15 protein-coding genes are annotated in these 21834 nt (G+C 47.5%); 7 read left to right on the forward strand and 8 right to left on the reverse strand.

Going from position 1 to position 21834, the window contains the following annotated elements:
* The 3 genes from ACTTJ8_RS08220 to ACTTJ8_RS08230 all read right to left on the reverse strand — a co-directional run.
* A partial coding sequence (locus ACTTJ8_RS08220; RefSeq protein WP_442720871.1) for a TetR/AcrR family transcriptional regulator occupies nt 1-647 on the reverse strand: 647 nt, incomplete at its 3' end.
* A 512-nt stretch (nt 648-1159) separates the two neighbouring features.
* On the reverse strand, nt 1160-3463 hold the full coding sequence (locus ACTTJ8_RS08225; protein ID WP_442720872.1) for a heavy metal translocating P-type ATPase: 2304 nt from the start codon (nt 3461-3463) through the stop codon (nt 1160-1162).
* A gap of 11 nt (nt 3464-3474) precedes the next feature.
* Complete coding sequence (locus ACTTJ8_RS08230; protein ID WP_442716350.1) at nt 3475-3846, reverse strand: ArsR/SmtB family transcription factor; 372 nt, start codon at nt 3844-3846, stop codon at nt 3475-3477.
* A gap of 315 nt (nt 3847-4161) precedes the next feature.
* Here ACTTJ8_RS08230 and ACTTJ8_RS08235 point away from each other — a divergent pair, with 315 nt between their 5' ends.
* The 5 genes from ACTTJ8_RS08235 (at nt 4162) to ACTTJ8_RS08255 (ending at nt 8828) form a co-directional block, all read left to right on the forward strand.
* Nucleotides 4162-4701 carry a nitroreductase family protein gene (locus tag ACTTJ8_RS08235; RefSeq protein ID WP_442720873.1) on the forward strand — a complete coding sequence of 180 codons (540 nt, stop codon included), beginning with the start codon at nt 4162-4164 and terminating at the stop codon, nt 4699-4701.
* Nucleotides 4702-4782: 81 nt separating this feature from the next.
* On the forward strand, nt 4783-5613 hold the full coding sequence (locus tag ACTTJ8_RS08240; protein WP_442716348.1) for an ABC transporter ATP-binding protein: 831 nt from the start codon (nt 4783-4785) through the stop codon (nt 5611-5613).
* Nucleotides 5610-6344: an ABC transporter permease gene (locus ACTTJ8_RS08245; RefSeq protein WP_442720874.1), complete on the forward strand. Its 735-nt coding sequence runs from the start codon at nt 5610-5612 to the stop codon at nt 6342-6344. Before ACTTJ8_RS08240 ends, ACTTJ8_RS08245 begins: the two co-directional genes overlap by 4 nt.
* Nucleotides 6341-7846, forward strand: a complete 1506-nt coding sequence (locus ACTTJ8_RS08250) for a Gldg family protein (RefSeq protein WP_442720875.1) — start codon at nt 6341-6343, stop codon at nt 7844-7846. Before ACTTJ8_RS08245 ends, ACTTJ8_RS08250 begins: the two co-directional genes overlap by 4 nt.
* A 64-nt stretch (nt 7847-7910) precedes the next feature.
* The gene (locus ACTTJ8_RS08255; RefSeq protein WP_442720876.1) at nt 7911-8828 is read left to right on the forward strand and encodes a DUF4340 domain-containing protein; all 918 of its coding nucleotides are present in this window, start codon (nt 7911-7913) and stop codon (nt 8826-8828) included.
* 66 nt (nt 8829-8894) lie between these two features.
* On the opposite strand, the gene ACTTJ8_RS08260 is transcribed toward ACTTJ8_RS08255, so the two are convergent.
* Genes ACTTJ8_RS08260 through ftsY form a run of 5 tightly spaced genes read right to left on the reverse strand, consistent with a single transcriptional unit; the run spans nt 8895 to nt 13917 of the window.
* Nucleotides 8895-10250 carry an ABC transporter permease gene (locus tag ACTTJ8_RS08260; RefSeq protein WP_442720877.1) on the reverse strand — a complete coding sequence of 452 codons (1356 nt, stop codon included), beginning with the start codon at nt 10248-10250 and terminating at the stop codon, nt 8895-8897.
* On the reverse strand, nt 10247-10927 hold the full coding sequence (locus tag ACTTJ8_RS08265; protein ID WP_442716343.1) for an ABC transporter ATP-binding protein: 681 nt from the start codon (nt 10925-10927) through the stop codon (nt 10247-10249). Before ACTTJ8_RS08265 ends, ACTTJ8_RS08260 begins: the two co-directional genes overlap by 4 nt.
* Nucleotides 10920-12200, reverse strand: coding sequence for an ABC transporter permease (locus ACTTJ8_RS08270; protein WP_442720878.1), 1281 nt, complete (start codon nt 12198-12200; stop codon nt 10920-10922). Before ACTTJ8_RS08270 ends, ACTTJ8_RS08265 begins: the two co-directional genes overlap by 8 nt.
* Nucleotides 12197-13012 (reverse strand): hypothetical protein, encoded by an 816-nt coding sequence (locus ACTTJ8_RS08275; RefSeq protein WP_442720879.1) that lies wholly within the window; start codon nt 13010-13012, stop codon nt 12197-12199. Before ACTTJ8_RS08275 ends, ACTTJ8_RS08270 begins: the two co-directional genes overlap by 4 nt.
* A 23-nt stretch (nt 13013-13035) precedes the next feature.
* Nucleotides 13036-13917, reverse strand: coding sequence for a signal recognition particle-docking protein FtsY (gene ftsY, locus ACTTJ8_RS08280; protein WP_442720880.1), 882 nt, complete (start codon nt 13915-13917; stop codon nt 13036-13038).
* Nucleotides 13918-14343: 426 nt separating this feature from the next.
* On the opposite strand from ftsY, the gene ACTTJ8_RS08285 reads away from it, so the two are divergent.
* Entirely contained in the window at nt 14344-14802 is a 459-nt protein-coding gene (locus ACTTJ8_RS08285) for a NanQ anomerase/TabA/YiaL family protein (RefSeq protein WP_442716339.1), read from the forward strand.
* Nucleotides 14803-15371: 569 nt separating this feature from the next.
* A complete protein-coding gene (locus tag ACTTJ8_RS08290; protein WP_442720881.1) occupies nt 15372-21641 on the forward strand; it encodes an alpha-2-macroglobulin family protein in 6270 nt (2089 codons plus the stop codon).
* Nucleotides 21642-21834 lie beyond the last annotated feature (193 nt).

The following is a 21834-nucleotide window of genomic DNA, read 5'->3' on the forward strand; positions in this document are numbered from 1 at the left end:
TTTACTTGTTCCATCCAATATTGTTTCCAGCCGGCACAATGGTATACGTTAAAGTCGAGCACATATTCCACTGCTTCCGATTTTTTTAAATTATGATAAAAAATTTCTTTTAAATTTTCAAAGTGAGACGTTACCATGACATGAATAAAAAACCGTATGCGCCGCGACATTTTAACGCCGTCGAGTTTCAATAATCGAAAGGTGTCGTTTTCAGTTATATCGATTGCCTTATCGAAAATATGCTCGTAGGAACTTCCCTTCGAACAGCAGACAATCAGTTTCATTGCATCCCAATTATCATAAAAAAAATCTATCATTCGTAAAAACCGGCGTTGCGATAGTTCCGTAATTGAGGAAAGGTCGCTCGTTTTCATACCGAAGTTCTGCGATTCAAGAAGCTCGCTGTGTGATATGGTGTTCAATAATTCGTCGAATACGCCGCTTACAAGAGCTTCGAATATACCATCCTTATTATTAAAAAGGTTATACAGCGCCCCCGTCGTTACACCGGCTTTTTCGGCGATGGTGCGCACGTTAGTATCTGCAAAGCCATTGGCAAAAAACTCCTGTTTTGCAGCGCGCAAAATCTTTGCCCGTGTGTTGAGTTCATCCTTATCGGCTAATATTTTTTCTACATGGTTGTTCATATTTGTAATAACTCTTCTACTGATTAATAACAATGTTACTAAAAAGAGCTAAAAATGTCAAGCGTGGGTTACTTTTATGATGCAGACAGATATATTCCTTAAAATGCAATTTAAAAGCCATTGCCTATTCCCCAGCCAATTCAAGCTCCTCAAAATCTCTTTTTGGCTCCCGATTATAAATCGTCCAGTTTTTTGCTCTTGCTCGTTTTATCGCTGCTTGGAGCCCATCGGAAGAACTCCAATCCGTATGGTTTCCTTCGTCCCGAGTATAATCCTCCGTGTAAAATACGGCTTCGGCTTTTTCATCCGTTTTGCGGTCGGGTAAACTGTTGATAATCTGTGTCAGCGCGTATGGTAATTGATCGTGCTTTCATCTTGGTTTCTCCCATTATATTTCAATCAATTTTGCCAACCGATAAACATCGTTGTCAGCAAATGTACACGGATGTAGATTTGCTGACGAAGACCGCCACGGACTGCGAATCAGTTTTTTAGAGATAGCCGGTATTTTCTCACCGCCGTGCCCGCATGGAATTACACACTGCGAGAAGGGCAACGCCGACATCGGCAAATACTGCGACCCACAAACCGATAATGCCCAGTGCGCCGCCTGCTAAAAAGGCTGCCTTGACAGCAAAAGACAGCGCGATGTTCTGCATAACGATTTTCCTGGTAAACCGTGCTGACTGAATCGCTTGCGGAATGAGCTGCGGGTTGTCATTCATCAAGACAACATCTGCTGCCTCAATCGCTGCATCGCTGCCTATTGCTCCCATTGCAATGCCGACATCGGCGCGGGCAAGAACGGGAGCATCGTTGATTCCGTCTCCAGCAAAAACGCACACAGCTTCAGGATTTCGCTTTTTCCGTTCGGCGCTAATTGCTTCAAAGCGGGCAACTTTTTCGTGCGGTAAAAGTTCACAGCTGCAGCGGTCAAGCTGGAGCGCCTGTGCTATTTTTTCACCGGCGCTTCTGCTGTCTCCGGTAAGCATTTCCAAGTAGCCGACTCCGGCGCTGCGCAGTTCGCTTATTGCCTGTGCCGATTGAGCTTTCATACTATCGCTGCAGATAATACAGCCTACATATAGTCCTGCATAGGAGATAAACACCTTTGTACCGTCGACGGTTCCTGCAATCTCCGGCTGCATACCCGTGTCACCCAGCACAAAGAGGGCTGACCCGGCTTTCAGTTCTTTGCCTTGCCGCAGCATACTCACACCGGAACCTGCCTTTTCTATGTACTGCACCAGACTTTCTACCTCTTTTTCAAGCTCTGCAATCCTTTCATACCCAAGCTGTTCTTGTGCACAGTTTTTCACTGCTTTTGCAATCGGATGTTGTGAATGGTATTCTGCAATATATGCAAGCTCCAGCAGCGCTTTCGTGTGATCTGTTTCTGCAGGGAGTATTTGCTGTACCGTTAAAATACCCGCTGTGAGAGTCCCTGTTTTATCGAATACTACGCTATCGGTTTTTGCTAATGCGTCGATAAAGTCAGCGCCTTTTATCAAAATCCCTTTTTTTGCAGCCCCGCCGAGTCCGCTAAAGTAACCAAGCGGTACCGAGATTACAAAGGCGCAAGGACATGATATGACAAGAAATACTAATCCGCGTGAAATCCACGGCACAAATGCAGCCCACGAAAGAGGCTTTCCCTGTGCCGCCAGTAAGATAAACGGCGGCAGCAGCGCAAGCAGTACAGCGCTGATGGTTACAATCGGTGTGTAGACACGCGCAAACCGTGAGATAAGCCGTTCTGTTTTTGCTTTGCGGTCTTGAGCATGCTCTACCAGCTCCAACATTTTTGCTGCTGCCGTTTCATCTGCTGCCGCTGTGGTTTTAATCACCGCTAAGCCGTCTGTATTGACAAAGCCCGCCAGCACAGTACCGCCCGCTTCAATAAAACGCGGCATACTTTCTCCTGTCATGGATGAGGTATCAAACGAACAAGCTCCTTCAACAAGTATTCCGTCAAGCGGTACTTTTTCTCCCGGTTTTACGAGAATGAGTGTGCCTACTACAACCTCCTCAGGAGCCACCAGAGTTCCTTCGGCATGGTCACCGCTGTGAGTGCAGCAGCTGCAGGCTTCATCATGATGTCCGCCATGAGTATGCCCGGTGTGATTTTCAGCACTATGGCTATGTCCGCATCCGCAGCTATCACCTGCATCTGTGTGTCCGGCATGAGTATCCTCATGGTGATTATGGTCACAGCATCCGGTATGAGCATCTTCCATGCAGCAGGTTTCGCTGTGGTGATGTTTATCAGCATGTTCATGTTCCTTATGTTCATGCAGGTTATGCTCACCATGAAGGCGATTTTCCTCATCTTTGCACGAATAAAGCCGGACAAACTCCGGGCGTAAGTCCATGAGGTTGGTAATAGACCGGCGCGATTGCTGAACAGCTGCAGCTTGCAAAAGTTCTCCCAGATTGTAAAACAGCATAACCGCTGCTCCCTCAGTCCACTCACCCAAGATAAAAGCACCGATCGTGGCAAAAGTCATCAAAAAGTTTTCATCAAAGATGCTTTCCTTTCCGATATTTTTCAGCGTTGTTTCCATCACTTCTACACCGGCAGTCAGCCATGTACCGATAAAGAAGAGTGATGATACGGCAATTACAACCGGCACGCTGCCGATCATAACGTTTATTTTAAAAGGATCATCCATCACTTTTAAAATGATACCGATGACAAACAAAACTGCCGCAGCGCTAAAGCGGGCAACATCGCTTTTATTCCATAAAGAGTCATAGGCACCTCCGCTGTGCGATTCCGAATGTACATGATTACATGCTGTGCAAGTACAAGCCATTTTCTCCTCCTTTAGCGGCCTTCCTGAATATGTTCCATACCGACGGTATAGAGAATACCGACGTGATTATCTTCTATAGAATAGTAGATTTGCTTTCCTACACGCCGGTAACGTACAATCTTTGCTTGACGCAATATCCGCAGCTGATGTGAAATTGCTGAGGCGGAAATTTCCAGCACTTCGGCAATGTCTGCAACACATAGCTCGCCAGCCATCAATGCTGATACGATTTTGATACGGGTAGAATCTCCAAAGTTCTTAAAAAAATCGCTGAGTTCTGTCATCGTATCTTCATCAGGAATTTTTGACCGTGCATGAGCTACTGCATCAGGATCAAAATATTCAGTATTTTCTTCCATTGTTTGATCTGTCTTATCTTCCATTCGGCACCTCATCTTAATAAATGAACATTTGTTCAGATGTTTATTTGAGTATATATGCAGATAAAGAAGGTGTCAAGTATATACGGAGACCGATGATAGGTATTTAGTACCAAATGCTCTGCAGCAGCGATATTGGATTAAGTAGATTTACTCTATCAATAAAGTTATGGCTTTACAATTTTCATGCTGAAACCCCCGCAATAATTTTTCCTCTCTAGTGATTCGTTTGACAAAATATGCTATAGTACCCGCGTTTTTTGAAAACCGTACCGGCTGCTCAAGCGGGTGCTTTCAAAAATTTTAGGAGGCTTTTATATGGAATTACAAACATGTATTAATCAGCGCCGGAGTGTGCGTAAATATATGGACAAACCTGTCCCGCGTGAATTGATCCGCGAGATTATTCAAGCTGCTATCATGGCTCCGTCATGGAAAAACTCGCAAGTTTCGCGCTATTATGTTGCAGAAGGGGCGGCAGAAAAAGAACTTGCATGCTGTTTGCCTGATTTTAACCGGCATAATGTAGAAAATGCTCCCGTGCTGATTGTTTCGACGGTGGTGGATAAGCGGGCTGGTTTTACGCGGGCTGGCGAGTACGAGACTCATTTGAAAGACGGGTTCCAGTATTACGACTGCGGTATGCAGGCGATGAATATGTGTTTAAAAGCGCATGAATTAGGGCTGGCAACGCTGATTATGGGTATTTACGATGAGGCTGCAATTAGAAAGTTCTTCAATATTGATGAATCGCAGATTATCGTGGCAGTAACCGCAGTGGACTATGCAGATGGGGAAACTCCGATGCCGAAGCGCAAGAGTGTGGATGATATTACCGTGTTTAAGGATAGTCTTTAAAAACTCGGTTCGATTTTTAGATTTGATTTGAGTTTTACAGATGCCCAATGGATTTAGGCATGATGAGCGGAGGCTGCTGATTTGGTTATTCTTGATGTACAAGACATCAGTAAATACTATGGCACAGGGAAGAAGCGGCACATAGGCTGTGAGCACATCAGTTTTACGGCAGAAGCCGGGCATATTTATTCCCTGCTCGGCTTGAATGGCGCTGGGAAAAGTACGGTACTGAATATCATCAGCGGCTATCGGCGTCCAAGCACGGGAGATGTGCATATCTGCGGCTCTTCTATACTCGATGATCCGGAGGCGGCAAAGAGCAATACGGGGATTCTCTATGAGCAAAACCCGCTTTACGATTCGATGACGGTGGAAGAATTCTTGCTTTTTACGCTGCAGATGCGCGGTATCGGCAGTCATGTTCAGCAGGCAATGCTGGCAGAAGCGCTTGAGTTTACCGATTTACAGGAGGTATACGGCAGGCGTATCAAGGGACTTTCTAAAGGGTATCGGCAGCGGGTTGGTTTTGCTCAAGCGATTATTCACCATCCCCGGCTTATCCTGTTGGATGAACCTGCTTCCGGACTCGATCCGTTTCAGCTCCAAGATTTTGAAAAAAAAGTCCTCACCCTGTCTACCCATGCAGCTGTTATTCTGTGTACACACCAACTGGAAATGGCGGAGCGGATTTGTTCCGATCATATTCTGTTGCATAAAGGGCAGCAAATTGCTGTGGGTACGCGGGCTGAACTTGCCGACAAGCTGTTTGAAGATGCCGGTATTACGGAAGATGCTGCATCGGATAAGCTCTTGTTCCGTGTTTTTGAACACTATGCGGGCGTTACCACCCATGAATTTAGGACGGAAACTGAACCGCTGCACACCGGTACCGGCAAGCGGGGGCGGAAATGAAGCAAAATCAAGCCTTTAAAGCGCTCTTTTCCAAGGAACTGACCGCATTGCTGCACAGCCCTGCTGTCTATGCCGCAGCGTTTGTGCTCTATGCAGGAGCCGCGATTCCCTTTGTCGGCTCAGGCTATTGGTTTTCGGCAGGTTTTTCAGACTTCCGCCCTTTCTTTTTAAATCTGCCGTTTTTGTTTTGTATTGTAATTCCGCTGCTTGCGATGAATAGCTGGGCGGACGAAAAAAAACATGGGACAGACCGGTTGCTTGCCGTATATCCTGTGCATAAACAGCTGCTTGCTGCCGCTAAAGCTGCGGCTTTGCTGGTATGCTTTGCCGGTATGACGGCACTCACTATGATCATTCCGCTCTCGGTTATTCCGCTCGTCTATTTTGATTTTTTTTCTTTTTTCCTTTCATTTTGCGCGGTGCTGTGTTTTGGTGCTGCATTTACCGGCTGGTCTTTGGCGCTTGCAAATATCTCGGCGCATACGGCGGTCAGTTTTTTACTCAGCTTTTTTACCGGTCTCTTTTTTACCGTAAGCCATGTTTTTGCTCAGCTGCTGCCAATGCCAACATTCCTCGTCAAAATACTGACATTTTGTTCTTTTACCCTGCATTTTGAATCAGCTGCTCGCGGTATTTTCGATACCCGTGATTTTTTCTTCTATATACTACTGATGATAAGCGCACAAGGGCTTTCTATTTTTATTCTGTATGCACAGGAGGAACAGCGATGAAGCCGATGAGAGAGTACCGTGTGCAAGCTGTCCTCTTATGCGCGGTAGTGCTTGTGTCGGCGCTGCTGACACAACGGGTGTATATTAGAGCCGACATGACGAGGCAGAAGACCTATTCGCTTTCATCCTACACCAAATCCATACTGAAGAGCTTGGAAGGAACGGTAACCATTACGTGGTTCCGCTCAGATAACATAGATGGGTTTTTACCGTCCCTTCAATATGCGGCGGATATTTTGAATGAGTATCAGCAGATTTCAGCGGGACGGTGTGTTGTTATCTATAAAGATGCAGCCGATAGCACGCCTCAGCGGTTGCAGCAGCTGGGGATTGCAGCCCGGCACATTGAACGGGATAGCGGGAATACCAAGATACTGCAAAATTTGTATTCCGGACTGTTGTGTGAATACCGGGGGGAAAACCGGGTTATCCCGTTTTTATCCGATGTGTATACACTGGAAGCTGATATTGCCCGTTTTATTACGGAAATGAATCAAGATACGCAGGGAAGGACTGCCGAACGGTCTGTGTATGTCGCGCTTCCGCCCGGCAGTACCGAAGGGGATTACAAGTATGTGCTTCCATGGCTGGAATATGCCGGTTTTATCCCGATCGTGCTTACCAAGCCCTATCCGGAGCTGCAGCCGGAAATCCCGCTGCTTGTCGCCGGTTCATCGTATTTTGATGCCGATATGTTGACTGCACTTGATGTATTTATCGGGAAAAAGGGTTCTGCCGTCTTTTTTGTATCTGCCAATACCGTGAATGTTGCCGCCTCATGGCAGGCAGCGCCCAAGCAGCATGATGAACTGCTGGAACTGCTTGCCCGCTGCGGCTTTGTGCTGCAGCCTAATCTGGTCATGGATCCCGCAAACTACCGGATCACGCTGCCCGCTGCGGACGGCTCCTCCTACGAATACATCAACTACCCGTTTTGGGTACAGGTGGTAAGACAGGAAGCCGATACCATCCCTCCGCTCCTGAGCGCAGGAAAGACAATGCAGTTTTTCTGGCCGTCAGAGCTGGTGTGTACTGCCGCACGGGGCAAAACCCCGCTCCCCTTGCTGCTGTCCGGCACGGGATCGGCGCTGCAAAGTCCTCCGTATAATACCGACCCGCATGGGAAACAGCTTGCTGCTGCGGATAGCCAAAGCCGTGCGGCATTTCCGCTTGCGGCATACAGTATGGAACCGGGGCCTGCAGGAAATGCACGGCTGCTTGTTGTCGCTGATGAATACTGTATCAGCACTGCTGCCGAATATGCTCATGCCGATGCCAATCTCGACCTTATGGTAAATGCCCTGTACTGGATTACCAAGCAGGATGCGCTGTTGCATTTAAAGAACAAGCAGCCGGCGGTTTTGCCGTTCAAATATATTGAAAGCGATGCGGCATTTAACCGCATGATTGTGTTTATCCGTGTGCTGAACCTCGTGATTATCCCGCTGCTGATTGCTGCAGGCGGTGCGGTGATGTGTATGTCCGGACGGAAACGCCCGTAACTGCGGCATATTGTATGAAAAAGCCGGAGCATATATGCATTCTATCCGTACATTGCGTTTTTGTTTGTTTTTTAGATCGATTTTCGCTTACAGCCGTACAACAAAGGCTCTGTTCCTCCTGCTCTGTGTCCTCCTCTGCCTGTATGGACTGTCTTTTCTCTACCGTCCCGCCCGGACAGCAGCTGTGCCGGGACGTTTAGTGCTTGAGCAGGATATAGTTGACACCGCAGAACTCCGCTTTTCCATTCCGCTCAAGGCTGAGCCGGTGGAGATGGGGCGTATGACGCTCTCTAAACGAGGCAATCGGTTTTATCTCCAGACGGTAAACGGTATGTATCCGGTGCGGCAGGAAATTATCAGCCGTTTTTTTTCGCTGCTGACCGCTTCCCGGGCGCTTCTTTCCGTGTCGGCTCAGCCGCGGGACTATTCCGGGTACGGTATTGATGACGCTCACGCAGCGCAAATCCGGCTGGTACGGCAAGATGGTACTATTCTCGCGGAGCTGTTTTTCGGTACAACAGATACGCTTGGCAGCGGCAGATATGTGCGGACGGGACGCAGCCTCAGTGTTTTTCTCATTGATAATGCACTCGAACCGTTTTTAACCGTTGCCGCTCCCTTCTGGCTTGATATGCAGCTCTATGCACGTATTTTCCGCGGAACAGGTATTCAAGGATTGGAATACGGCAAGGATACTGTACTTAGAAACGAAGAGCATGAAGCAGCCTTCCGCGACCTGGAGCTTTTTTTAGAAAAATTTTCCTGTATTGATGTGTATAGCGCTCCCCCCCTGCAAACTCCTCAGACGGCATCGGTCAGGCTCTCCCTTGGGGATGGAACCGAGCTGCGCTTTTCGTTTACACCGCTGCAAAGCGGCGACTATGTTTTTTCCGACAACCGCAGCTCCAATGCATATTTGATCAGCGGCTATACCTGCTCGCAGCTTATGCGGTGTATCGAGGCTGTTGTCAAAAAGCCGTAGCCTTTATGCAAGCAGAGTGTACCATCCACGATTCAAGACATCCGCTCCGTGAAATACCGGTACGCATTACGAAAGTTTCCGCATACTGTCCAGCGGTTTTTCTTTACCTGCGGACACAGCCGGAATCATGCAGACAATAACCGATAAAATCAAAGTTCCGGCGGCAATAGTGTAAAGCCCCGCTGCATTCAGCGTTATGGGAATATATTCCAAATAGTATTCAGGGGCAAGCAGATGAATGGTTTCCGGAGTTCCCGTTCTTCCTATAATATAGTAAAGCAAAGATTGTGCCGAATTGATAACATATTCAAAAAAGACGAACAGCTCATTGATATGTATTGAAGCAAGAATACCGCCTAATAGTCCGATACAAAGACCTGCCATTCCGGTCAACAGCCCTGCCAATAAAAACGAAAGCGTGATAAAAAACGGATGCGCACCCGCCGTCTTTAAAATAGCAATTTCCCTCCGCCTCTCCATAATGAGCATCACCATTGCAGAAGAAACATTGACCGAAGCAGCAAGCAGAATTAAAAACATAATAAACAGCAAAAGATTTTTTGATGTCTGAAACGAATAAAATTGAGCACGATTTAAATCCTGCCAGCTATAAATAGAAAATCCCGGCGGCAGCTGCTGCAAAAGGTTCTGCTTAGCGGCAGCAAGCAAGGATTCATCAAACGGATCCGCAACACTGACTACCAGAGAGTTCAACGAGGCTTGCGGCGAAAGCACTGCCGCTCCTGTTTCCAACGGAATAAAAATCCACAATGCATCGAGTTCCTGATACCCTGAAGACAGAATACCGGTTACCTTAAACCGGGTGAGTTTCGGCACCGTTTTATTACCTGAATATTGCGGCAGCAGGGTCAAAAGGGAACAGCTATCCCCAACAGCAAGACCGGTTTTTTCCGCAATCTTTTTACCGAGCAGAATACCGTGCGGATCACTGAGATCAATACTGCCGCTAACCACTGTTAAGAGCTTTTGTGCGGGAGGGTTTTCAGTAAAATACGTTGAATCGATAGCCCGGATTGTACCTCCGCTGCGTCCTTTTTTCCCGATTAAAAGCCCCGTACCTTCCTGATGCCGCCGTGTTCCGGTAACAGTTGAGGGCATTTGCATACGGACTACATCAAAAATCTCCTCGGTATTCTCCCGCCGTTCTTGAGCTGCAGCCTTAGTCCTCGGCATGGGGCGGAGATCAATTACCTGTATGTGACCGCTGCCGAGTTCTATCATCCGAGAAGTTATCCCTTTAATCATCCCATCTGATACCACTAACACAATCACCAGCGGGATAATACTAATGCCAATCCCCCACACTGCCCCGATTAAGCTTTTGCGTGCATTTGAGACAGAAGCTCCTGCATTGAGCCCCAAATACCGCAGTGCAAGTTTCCATGCAAGTAAAAAATTCATAATAGGTGCAAACTTCCTTGCTCAAGCCGGTAGCAGCGGTCAGTATTTGCCGCGATACCTAGATCGTGGGTTACAATGATTAGCGTTTTATGGTGCTTATCAGCCATCGAAAACAGCAGCTCCTGCACCCCGTGCGCATTTGCAGGATCGAGATTACCCGTTGGTTCATCCGCTAAAATCAGTGAGGGGTCATTGATCAGCGCACGAGCAACCGCTGCACGCTGCCGTTCCCCGCCGGAAAGCTGTGATGGAAAGTGGTTGAGCCGGTTTTCCAGTTTTACATCGCGGAGCAGCGCAATAGCCTTCTCTTTTATCGCTTTTTTCGGTAAACCGGCGATAAGAGCTGGCAGCATCACATTCTCAAGCGCGGTAAAATCTTTGAGCAAATAATGAAACTGAAAGATAAAACCGAGATAAAAGCGGCGGTATTCCGTCAATCCGTTTTCATCCAAACGGTGCAGTTCATAGCCGCCCGCAATAATCTCCCCAGAATCAGCCTGCTCCAAACCGCCGACAATATTCAAAAAGGTACTCTTACCGCATCCAGATTCGCCTACAACAGCAATTTTTGCAGGCTCTTCAACGGTCAGCTCTAAATTATGCAGAATACTGATGGAATCAGCCTCCGATTTGAATGTTTTTGCTACATTTGTCAGAGCTAAAATCGGTTTACTCATAACGCAGCACCTCCGCAGGTTTGAATGTGAGGATTTTCCGAGCGGCAACTGATGCAGCAAAACTCGCAGAAAATACCCCGAATAGGAATACTAAAAATACTTCATTAAAAAAAATACGCACGGGTACTGAATCGATATAAAAATACTTTGGACTAAAAATGCTAAATCCGCTCACAAATGTATGTTCCAAGAGGATATTTGCAGCTTCAATCACGGTATTTACCAGATATTCCGCGAATAAAAAGACTCGGTTAATATCCGCAGAAAGCAGCAGCCCGATCACGAGTCCTATAGAAGCGCCCAGTAAGCCGATGGTAAAGCCGTTTGCAATAAACAAGGCTTGAATATGCTCTTTCCGTGCGCCCAATGAAGCGAGAACTGAAATTTCTTCCCGCCGCTCATAGATAGACCTACGCATTCCGTTATAAATATTGACAGTAACGACAACAAAGATCAAAAACACCAACATAAACATCGTATTTTTTTCCACCCGCAGCGCACCGAAAAAGGCGTGGTTATAGGTACGCCATGATTCACATTTGAGATCGGGAAAATGCTCTGAAATAAAACTGAGATACACACCGTCAGCTTCGGGATTGGTGAGCTTAACCGCAGCAGATAACACCTCCTGCTTACCGCATAGCTGCTCCCCCGTTTGCGTTGAAATAAATGCAAAGGCAGAATCGATGGCATAATAGCCGGTTTTTATAAGACCGGCAACAAGGCATTCCGCATCCTCCGGAAAAATATCGGTATCTGCCGTACCGGCAAGTGCCAAAAGCGAAATATGATCACCTGCAGAGACGGAAAGCATCCGGGCAAGTTCATAGCCCAGCACTACAGACTGCGGCACACTCAGATCAAAGGTACCTTCCATCACTGTTACGGTTTGGGCAAAACCGGGGTCATCGGTCTTAATAGTTTCCGGCACGGCACGGAGTACCGCAGGCTGTTGTCTTCCAAAATGTCCCTGCATCACGGTTTGCGTTTCCGAAAACACATAGAATGATTGACACCCGCCTGCGGCTTTTGCTTTCTCAAGCATGTCGGCGCTGCCGTATAACTGCACATGTGCGGAGCTTACCTGTAAAATAGTATCGATAAAGCTGCGCTGAAATCCGTTCATCACTGCCAAAATAACAATGAGTACCGTTACCCCGAATGCGATTCCAAGCACGGATAAAATCCCGGTAACCGCTGATCTGCCTTTTGTATCTGCCGCATTAAACCGGCGCAGTACAAACAAAATCCATGAAAAATCGGAACGCTTCACTGTTCCTCTCCTATAAACACTTCTTTTCCGTCAAAATAAAGATGAATAATATGCGGCTCGGTATGCAGTTCGGTAAAAGCGATTTTATTCCCATTCCGGTACTTTGTTTGAGACACAGCCTTATCTCCGGCAAAGTCCCACACCGATTTGTCGGTATTTCTTCCTGCAGTTACCGTCTGCTCCATTAGCTTACCGCCGTTATTATATCTATTTTCGGTCTTGGATGTTAGCTTTTTTTCTTCATAGTGTTCAATAACCAGTACCCTCCCCTTCTCATCATAGCGGATTACCTCCACAGCAGAAGCCCGGGATGTTTTTTTCTGAACAGGATAGCGTGCAGCATCCTGATATGTCCAGACCGTTCGCTCAATTTCGCTGTCTCCTTCGTAGAGTACTGCAAAAACCTGCCGCCCTTGCCGATCAAAACTTTCGTAATACCATTTGTCCCCATCTGCAACCGTTAAACCGGTATTCTGAATAGAAGCAAATGTAGAATCTCCAGCTTCTTCTTTTTTTTCCGAATCATCTGCCGGCTTTTTTTTAGAACTGTCTCCAGCCGGTACCGCATCGCCCGCTAAAGTCTCCGCAGAAGAAACTTCCGCTTTATCTTCTACCGCCGCCGCTTTTTCAGACTTTATCCCGGGTTCCGATAACACCGTGCTGTTTTTGTTTTCTGCAGAAACCGGCTGCCCCGATGCTTTGCTATCCGTTGCGGCAGCGGACAGCAGCTGAACAGCAGAACCTGTCTCCGCTGCGGCGTACAACTCTACGGCGGCGTACAAGGAAGGCAGGCGGCACAGGCATATTAGCATGAGGACGCAGCGTGTAGAACACCTCATACCGGCATACCGATAAATTCCCGCAGATACGTGTCAGCATTAAACGGTGCAAAGTCTCCGTATTTTTCACCGGTGCCGGTAAAGATAACCGGTAGCCCGAGCTGCCTGCCGACACTCAGCGCAATACCGCCTTTGGCTGTCGAATCGTATTTTGTAAGGATGACAGCATCTACCCCAACAGCTTCATGGAATACTTCCGCCTGCCGGAACCCGCTTTGACCTGCAGTAACATCGAGCACGAGTATCTTTTTATAGCAGCCCGGATCTGTTTTCGATTCCGCAATCCTGTTGATTTTTTGCAGCTCCCGTACCAAATTCTCCTTATTATGAAGCCGGCCGGCCGTATCGGCAATAACCAAACCGCCTCCTTGCGCCCGCACTGCCTGAGCCGCATCAAAGATAACCGCTCCGGGATCTCCGCCGTATTGATGGGCAATAACCCGCACATCAAGCTGTTTGCCGTGATACTCAAGCTGTTCAATCGCAGCAGCCCGGAACGTATCTGCGGCAGCAAGTACAATGGGAGATTGCACGAGGGGCGTAAAATACCGGGCAAGTTTTGCTGCCGTTGTTGTCTTCCCCGCTCCATTTACACCGAGCAGCAAATACACGGAGGTTTTACCCGGCTCCGGTGTCAGTGCGGCAATGGGCAAAAATGGAAGCAAAATATCATATAAAACATTCAACACCTGCTCTTGCTGATCTATTTTCTGCTTTTTACATTCGGAACGGAGCTTATCTTCGATCTCAAATGCAAATTGAGCACCTATATCGCCTTCAACCAATGTGTCAGTTACACTTTCAAAAAAAGAATCATCCAGTTGAGAATGAATACCAAAAAGTTTTTTTAAGCTCTCGGAAAAACTTCGCTTCACCATGATTTCCTCCATTATTCTTATTTAAAATTATCGCGAATCTAAAAACATCAAGCCTATCGGCTTGTTCTGTACGGAAACGATTTATCATATCCGCTAAAACGGATTGCGCATTAGTTTTTTAGAAGAAGCCGCTGCATCCCTACACTAAATTTTAGAGATTCCCCTCCACTACATTATAAGTTGAGCATCTATTATAAACAGGTTAGCGGTTTTAGGATAGATGGTATCTCTACTGTATAGCCGGAATAACAATACATTTTTGCACTCTTTACTTCATTGACCGGATCGAATACAGATGCAAAAGCACTGAATGCATTCCAATCCGGCGGCTGTACTATATTTTCAGAAAAGCTGCTTCTTTCCAAATTGCGAAAATTTGTGATATAATAATAAAAAACTCAAGGATGGTCTTGAGAAGGAGTGTATATGGTTATCGGAACAATTAAAGATGCAGCACGGTACGAAGGTTTATGCCCCCGGATTGCAGAGGCGCTGCACTGGCTTCAGACTACTGATGTAAACGCATTACAAGAAGGGAAAAATCCTATTCGCGATGAAGAAATTTTTTGCAATGTCAATGCATATCATACCACAGTGAAAGAAGAGCGTGTATGGGAAGGACACCGCAAATATATCGACATTCATTTTATGATTAAGGGAGAAGAAATTATAGCCGTTTCCCCTATTACCGCGATGAAGGTAAAGCAGGACTACAATGCCGAAACCGATTTTATCGAATTTGAAGGAAATGCTCAACAGCATATTTTGCTGCAAGAAGGGATGTTTTTAATTGCTTTTCCTGAAGATATTCATAAAACCGCATTGCAAGTAACAGCCGGTACAGACTGTGCAGTACGGAAAGGCATCATGAAAGTGTTCCTATAAAAGTAACAGTTGAAGAAATAGTAGTTTCTGAAAGCTGTTGCTGTTATGCGCAGAACGCGTACACGGTAATCAACAGCCCTGGCGAAGCATGTGAGCATTAACTCTCCGCTCGAATAAGCCGCAGCTGTCCATTTACAACATCCGTGTTGTAAATGGACTTACGAGGAGATATCCCAAAAGTCGGTTAGCTTCGGGACATTCCCGCCGTTGCTGCTTTATAAGCCCATCCGCGGCAGCTTTAATTCAGTACCGCCATGGATGGCGGTGGTTCCATGCAGCAGTGATGTTTTTGCATAGCAAAAACTCACGTTCAAAAATTGACAAGGAGGTCAATTTTTGAACTCGCCATGGATGGCGGTGGTTCCATGCAGCAGTGACGTTTTTGCATAGCAAAAACTCACGTTCAAAAATTGACAAGGAGGTCAATTTTTGAACTCGCCATGGATGGCGGTGGTTATAGCAGAAGCGACGTTTCGGCTTGAGCAAAAATTCGTTATCACTCAATATGCAAGGACGTACATTGTTTGATAAATGGTCGTCTATTCTATTGAAGGGAGTATATCATCATAATGAAAAAAAGCGGAATACTTATTGCAGCAATCCTTGCAGTTCTTGCTATCAGCTGTAATAAAAACAGCACAACAGGAGATTCATCAAAGGCACAGCAGCACGCATACATCGCGCAGCTGCAAGAAAAAATACAGCAAAAATATAACGACCCCACGATTTCGGATTTTGAAAAACAGTTTTTACCGCAATACACAATAGAAACACCGGAACCGGAGCAAACTGCCTCTATTCCGGCATTCAAAGCGCCGGCTTCTCCAGAATCCGGTATCGATGCATCAGTTATCCCCGGTGTGCGGGAACTCAGCGCCTACCGCACCTCCTATCTCCCGGAAAAACCGGTAAACGCCGGAACGCTGCCTACATCGGGTGATGTCAGCAGTCCCGCCAGCGCTCAGAATACCCAGGCGGATAATACTTCCGGCACTGCAAGCGGAGCTTCTGCCGCAGGAGAGACCATAGACCTTCCGCAAACTTCCCCGCTCACCGTTGCTGACTGGGGGCCGAAAGGGAAAATCCCTGCGGCAGCGGCATCGCCGGTATTTTACGTTGTCTTTTCCCTGCCGGTAAAAGCGCTCAGCGCTCTTGAAACACCTGCGGCAGAATCTCCTTATCTTGACATAAGTCCGGCAGTAAAAGGGGTATACCGGTGGTACGGTTCACGCTATCTCGCCTTTGAGCCGCAGGAAAGTTTAATTCCCGGACAGAAATATACTCTGCGGGTTAAAGAGGGGGTTCGGGCATTAAACGGCAAACCGATAGAAGGGAAACGCGTATTCACCGTTACCAGTGAGGCGCTCCGCATTACCTATTCCCAGCCGGGCTATACATTGCGCAAAAACTCAGACCATTGGATACCGATCAACACCGATAATCTTATCCCTGAAGCGGCAAATGAAGTGCTGCTTTCTTTCAACTATCCGGTGCAGCCCGAAAAACTCTCCTCGGTTCTGTCTGTTTCCGTACAAGAAGCCGGAAAACAAGCAGTCCCATACGCTTGCAGTATCTCACGTGCTGAAAGAGAAAATGACTTCAGAGCATTGGTGAATATCCGTGGAGATATCCCCTTCAATGCAATGGTTACGCTTACTCTTAAACGCCCCGGAATGGAGAGTATTACCACAGGCTACCATACACTAAGACCATTTAAAAGCAAAGAAGCCGATGTATATGATAGTTACTACGGTTACACTAATCCTATCATTATTAGATTCTCTCATCCGGTGGATGCAAAGACAGTTGCTGAAAATATCGCCATAGAACCGCCGCTTCCGCTCACTATGAACACTATCGAAGTAGCAACATCAACACTCATCCTGCATGATTTACCGGTTGCCCCGCAAGAAAAGTATACGGTACGTATAGGAAACGGCATAAAAGATATATATGGAAGACACCTGACAGCTAATGCCTCATATCACGTAACGATCCCTGATGCAGCGAGCTTTGTAGACTATACCGATCAAGGGCATCTCATACTGGAGGCGAAATATCCGCACAAATACCTCTTTGAATATCGCAATATCCTTGAGCCTTCAAGCTATGCAGCTGCACAAACGGATAATCCGCTGAATATGCAAGACTGGGGAACTGCTTATGATACCAACACAGAGATACCTTTCAAAACAGGCATCCTGAATAAGCGGCAATTTGAACTGGTAGACCTTGACCCCTACCTAACAAACGGAAAAGGCTTTGTTAGAATAGATTCCGAAATTACCCTGCCCTATACTTCCTATCGGGGCAAGACAACTCAAACCTACCGGAGAACTTCAACTGTACAGGTAACGGATCTCGGCATCACGGTGCGTTCAGCTTTGAATAAAACCGTCGTGCTGGTTTCTAAGCTCTCAACGGGAGAGCCGGTAGAAGGAGCTTCCGTGTATCTTTACGATGCAGAGGCAAAGAAAGGAGCGGCAGCGGTTAGTCCTGAAGAGGGCACAAACAGAGCCTTTGCATCTGCCGTAACCGATAAAAAGGGGCTTGCAATCCTTTCCTATGATGAAAAAAGCATTGGCTTTTTCCGAAGAGCATCAACATATACCGCTCTCTTTGTCGAAAAAGATGGGGACCGTGCCGTATTCTATCCGCGCAGTCATAATCCGTGGCAATTCGGCATTCCTTCAGTCGATACTCCCGATGAAGTAGTGCACACCCATCAGCGGACATTTCTTTTCTCTGACCGCGGACTGTACAAACCCGGCGAAACTGTTTCATTTAGAGGCATAGACCGCACACAATACTTGAGTAAGCTCAGTCCCTATAGCGGCACCTATACTATTAGCCTCTGGGGTTACTCCTCGGAAGACGAACCGGTAACAATCGGCACTATAGAAGGAACCTGTACCGAATCCGGCAGTTTTTGGGGATCATTCCAGTTACCGGACGATGTGCCTCCCGGAAGCTACAGCCTGTCATATCAGCGGACAGACGGCAAAAAAGGTAATACAACACAGGAATGCTCGATCAGCATTGCCTACTTTGAAAAAGTAAAATTCCAAAGCGAAATTACAATGCCCGGTAAGCCCGTTATCATGGGAGATACCATACAAGCAGCCGTTTCTGCCTCGTACCTTTCAGGAGGAGGACTGGGAAATGCTGCATATAGCTGTTATTGGATGCGGGAGGGAGCCTCATTCCGTCCTGAACATCCCTCCTTACAAAAGTACCGGTTTGGCGCAAGCGGCTTCGGACTTGAACATATTTCATCACTTTCGGGAAAACTCTCCGGCAGCGGTACCGCGGAAATTGCCTGCCCTACAACTCTTTCCGAAGGCATTATCGGTTTACCCTACCGCTATAGCGCAGAAGTCTCGATAACAGACTTGAGTAATCAGCAAATTTCCGCACGGAATAGTGTGCTGGTACATCCGGCTGCCGTGTATGCCGGTATTGCCCGTCCCGAAAACCTTACCGGTTTTGCTCAAAAAGGCAAGGAGCTTTCCTTCCCCTTCATCCTTGCATCCCCGGATGGAGAACCGCTCAGCGATACCAAACGTATAAAAGGTGATTTTTCCGTTACCTTAATTCGTGAAAACTGGAAACTCGTACAGGAGCGCGGTTCAGGCGGCAGTATTTACTCCAACTACGAAAAAGAAAACATCACGGAATATTCTGCTCCGCTCAAAGCTGCGGCAAAGGGTTCAATACAGCTGACTCCCCAAAATGCCGGTTCATACATACTCAGTGTGAGCGGAACCGATACTGCGGGACGGACATTCAAAACCGACTATTCATTTTATGTAACCGGTTCCGGTGCAAGTTACTGGAACCGCGATTCCGAAGATTCAATACGGCTCACCCCGGATCAATCACTCTACAATCCCGGCGATACTGCCCGCATCTTGATGGAAAGTCCGCTTCCTGCAGGAAGATACCTTATCACAGTGGAGCGCGAAGGGATTTTTACGGAAGAAATCCGTGAATTGCAGGACAGTACACAGGTATTGGAAATTCCCATTGCAAATAATTATTTCCCGGTTGTCTATGTTGCAGTGTCTTCATATTCAGTACGGACAAAGGAGCCTCAGCATAAACACAATGAACTTGACATGGATAAACCGAAAGGAATATTCGGAGTAACCCCCATTATGGTTAATCCGCGCGTTAAGGCATTTTCCGTTGAAATTGCAGCGGATAAGTCAGTGTATAAGCCCGGCGAAGAGGCAACAATTACCTTGACCGCAACAAAAGGCGGAAAGCCCATTGCAGATGCTGAATTGACCTTACTTGCCGTCGACCGCGGTGTTCTCGATTTAATCAACTATCATGTGCCGAATCCGATTGAGTATTTTTACGATCCTGAGCATTTCCCGCTCGGCGTTACAGGCGGAGATTCCCGCGCATGGCTCATGGATCCCGTTATTGAGGAAGCGAAAACCCTTGCGGGCGGTGATTCTGACGGCGGTAAGGGCGAAGAAGGTAGCGAACGGAGCAATTTTAATCCGACAGCGGTCTTTATCCCCATTCTTAAAACCGATGCAAAGGGACAAGTACGGGCAACCTTTAGACTACCGGATACGCTGACCAGCTACCGGATCACCGCCGTCGGTACTCATGCAGACCTCTTTGCCCTACATGAAGAAGAAATTACCGTGCAGAACACGGTGAATGTGTTACCGGTGATGCCGCGCCGTCTCCGCGAACGGGACACGGCAGAATGCGGGGTACTCATATCCAATTTAGATAGCCGCCCACACCGGATTACCGTTACCGCCTCCGTCCGCGAACCCGGTTCACAGGATGACTCCGCCGCCGATGCACACGAAAGCAAAAGCGGAAGTGCGAAGAAGGCTGCGGGGCAAAACAATGTACAGCAGCACACGGGAAAGCAAGAAGAGGAGCAGGAGACGGTGGCTTCTACACTCGGTATACCGCACCGCGGAGCTGCCTTTATTGACGGAGAAACCTCCCGTACCATTACCGTTGCAGGAGGAGGACAAGCGGCGGTTTACTTCGATCTTGCCGCAGTCAAGGCAGGTACGGTTGAAACGGTATTCTCAATCTCTTCCGATGCAGTAAACGAGCGACTGATCCAGCTGCTGACTATTGACCGCCCCTTTGTGTTTGAAACGGTAACCGTAACAGGGGCTATTGCCAAAGAGGACACAGAAGCAGCGGAAGGCTTGATTATTCCATCAGCAGCTGATGCAAATACGGGAGCGCTCAGCCTAACACTGGATTCAAGCGGCTTGGGTACCTTAACAACAGCGGTAAACTACGTCTTTGACTACCCATTCCTCTGTATGGAACAGCAGTCGGCGCGCATCCTTCCTCTTGTCCTATTTGAACGCTATATCGACATATTTGGGCTTAAAAGCAAGGTACCGAATGTGCGGCGCACAGTCAAAAAAACACTGGCAGCATGGGCACGAGAACAGCACGATGACGGAGGCTTCCCCTACTGGCAAGGTTCTAGGGAAAGCGATTTTTATGTCAGCCTCAGAATTGCCCATATCTGCGCCGCTGCAGGACAGCACGGTTATAGCCCGGAAGATATAAGCATTAACATTGAACGGCTCAATGCCTATCTGAAATCTCGACTGCTATCACAGCGGAAAACACTTTCTCCGTATCTTCAAGCATACGCCTGCTTTGTTTTAACGCTTAACGATGCCGATATAGCTGACAGTGTTCTCAATGCAATCAAACTCAGCACCATCCCGCAGATGAAAACCGATGCACCGCAGCCGCTTGATCTTTCTGTAGTAGCCCTGCTCGGTTTAACCTATATGCAGCGCGGACATTCCGGCGATGTACAGCAAGCAGCAGACTGCCTGAACACCATCATTGCAGCATGCCGCTTTACTACCCGCAGCATAAGCCTTGCGGTACCGTCTTCAGCCTACCGGTTCTGGTATGAAAACGACATATCCCTCGATCTAGCGCTGATTTTACAAGCATTAGTAACCATAGCCCCCGACCATAACCGTGAGGATGCAGTACGGGCGGTACTATACACCCTATTGCAGCGTCAAAAAGGCGGCTACTGGCAGAATACAGCAACCACAGCCCATGTTTTGGAAGCGATTGCAGCGTATATTGATTACGCCCAGCTTGATTCCACCGATATGACTGCCTCCGCCGCTCTGTCCGGCGAAGAACTTTTGACAGCAGCGTTCAAAGGCGCCAGTGCACAACCTGCTGCAAAACGCAGTTCCTTCCAGGAAGCGCCGCTTGCACAAGCAAAACGGGACACGCTGTCGCCGCTCCGCTTCTCTAAAACCGGCACGGGACAGCTGTACTATACAGCCTCTCTTTCCTACGCCCTGCCCCAAGAACAGCAGCTGATACGGGATGAAGGACTGGGTGTGTCTTACACGATCCGGGATATTGCTGCAAATACAATCATAGAACCGGCATCGGAGAAGACTTCACAGATTACACTTGAAAGCGGGAAAACATACGAAATGACAATCCGCCTCTCATCCGGCAAGGATTATACGTTTGTCGCACTGCGGGCGCCGATTCCCTCAGGGGCAGAGGTGTTAGACGCACGATTTGTTACTACAGCCTCTATGCAGGATGATTATGATGATACGGATAGCGATTCCGATTCATGGACAGGTTGGCGCCCATTAAGCGCACAGCAGATATACGATTCAGAAGTACAGTACTTTTGGAACAGCTGGGCAAAAGGAGCCGCTACGGTACAATTTAAGTTCCGTGCAGCCCGCCGCGGCATCTACCCCTGCCCGCCTGTAACTGCCGAATGCATGTACGAAAACGAAATCTTCGGCAGAAGCAGCGGAGCGCTCTATGTGATTAAATAATCAGGAACAGCTTTCGCGGTAAGTAAGCCGAAAAAAGCTCCAAACTATCCCACAGGCAGACTGCCTGTGGGATACCATCTCTCTTCCTTGACCAGTGGTCTTGGAGGGAAAGATAGACGGATTGAACGAAAAGTGATATATTAAGTAAGTAATCAAAATTAAGCGACAGTATAGGAGTATTTAATGAACAAGT

Origin of the sequence: Treponema sp. (assembly GCF_052169735.1) — a bacterium.
In the GTDB taxonomy this organism is placed as follows: domain Bacteria; phylum Spirochaetota; class Spirochaetia; order Treponematales; family Treponemataceae; genus Treponema.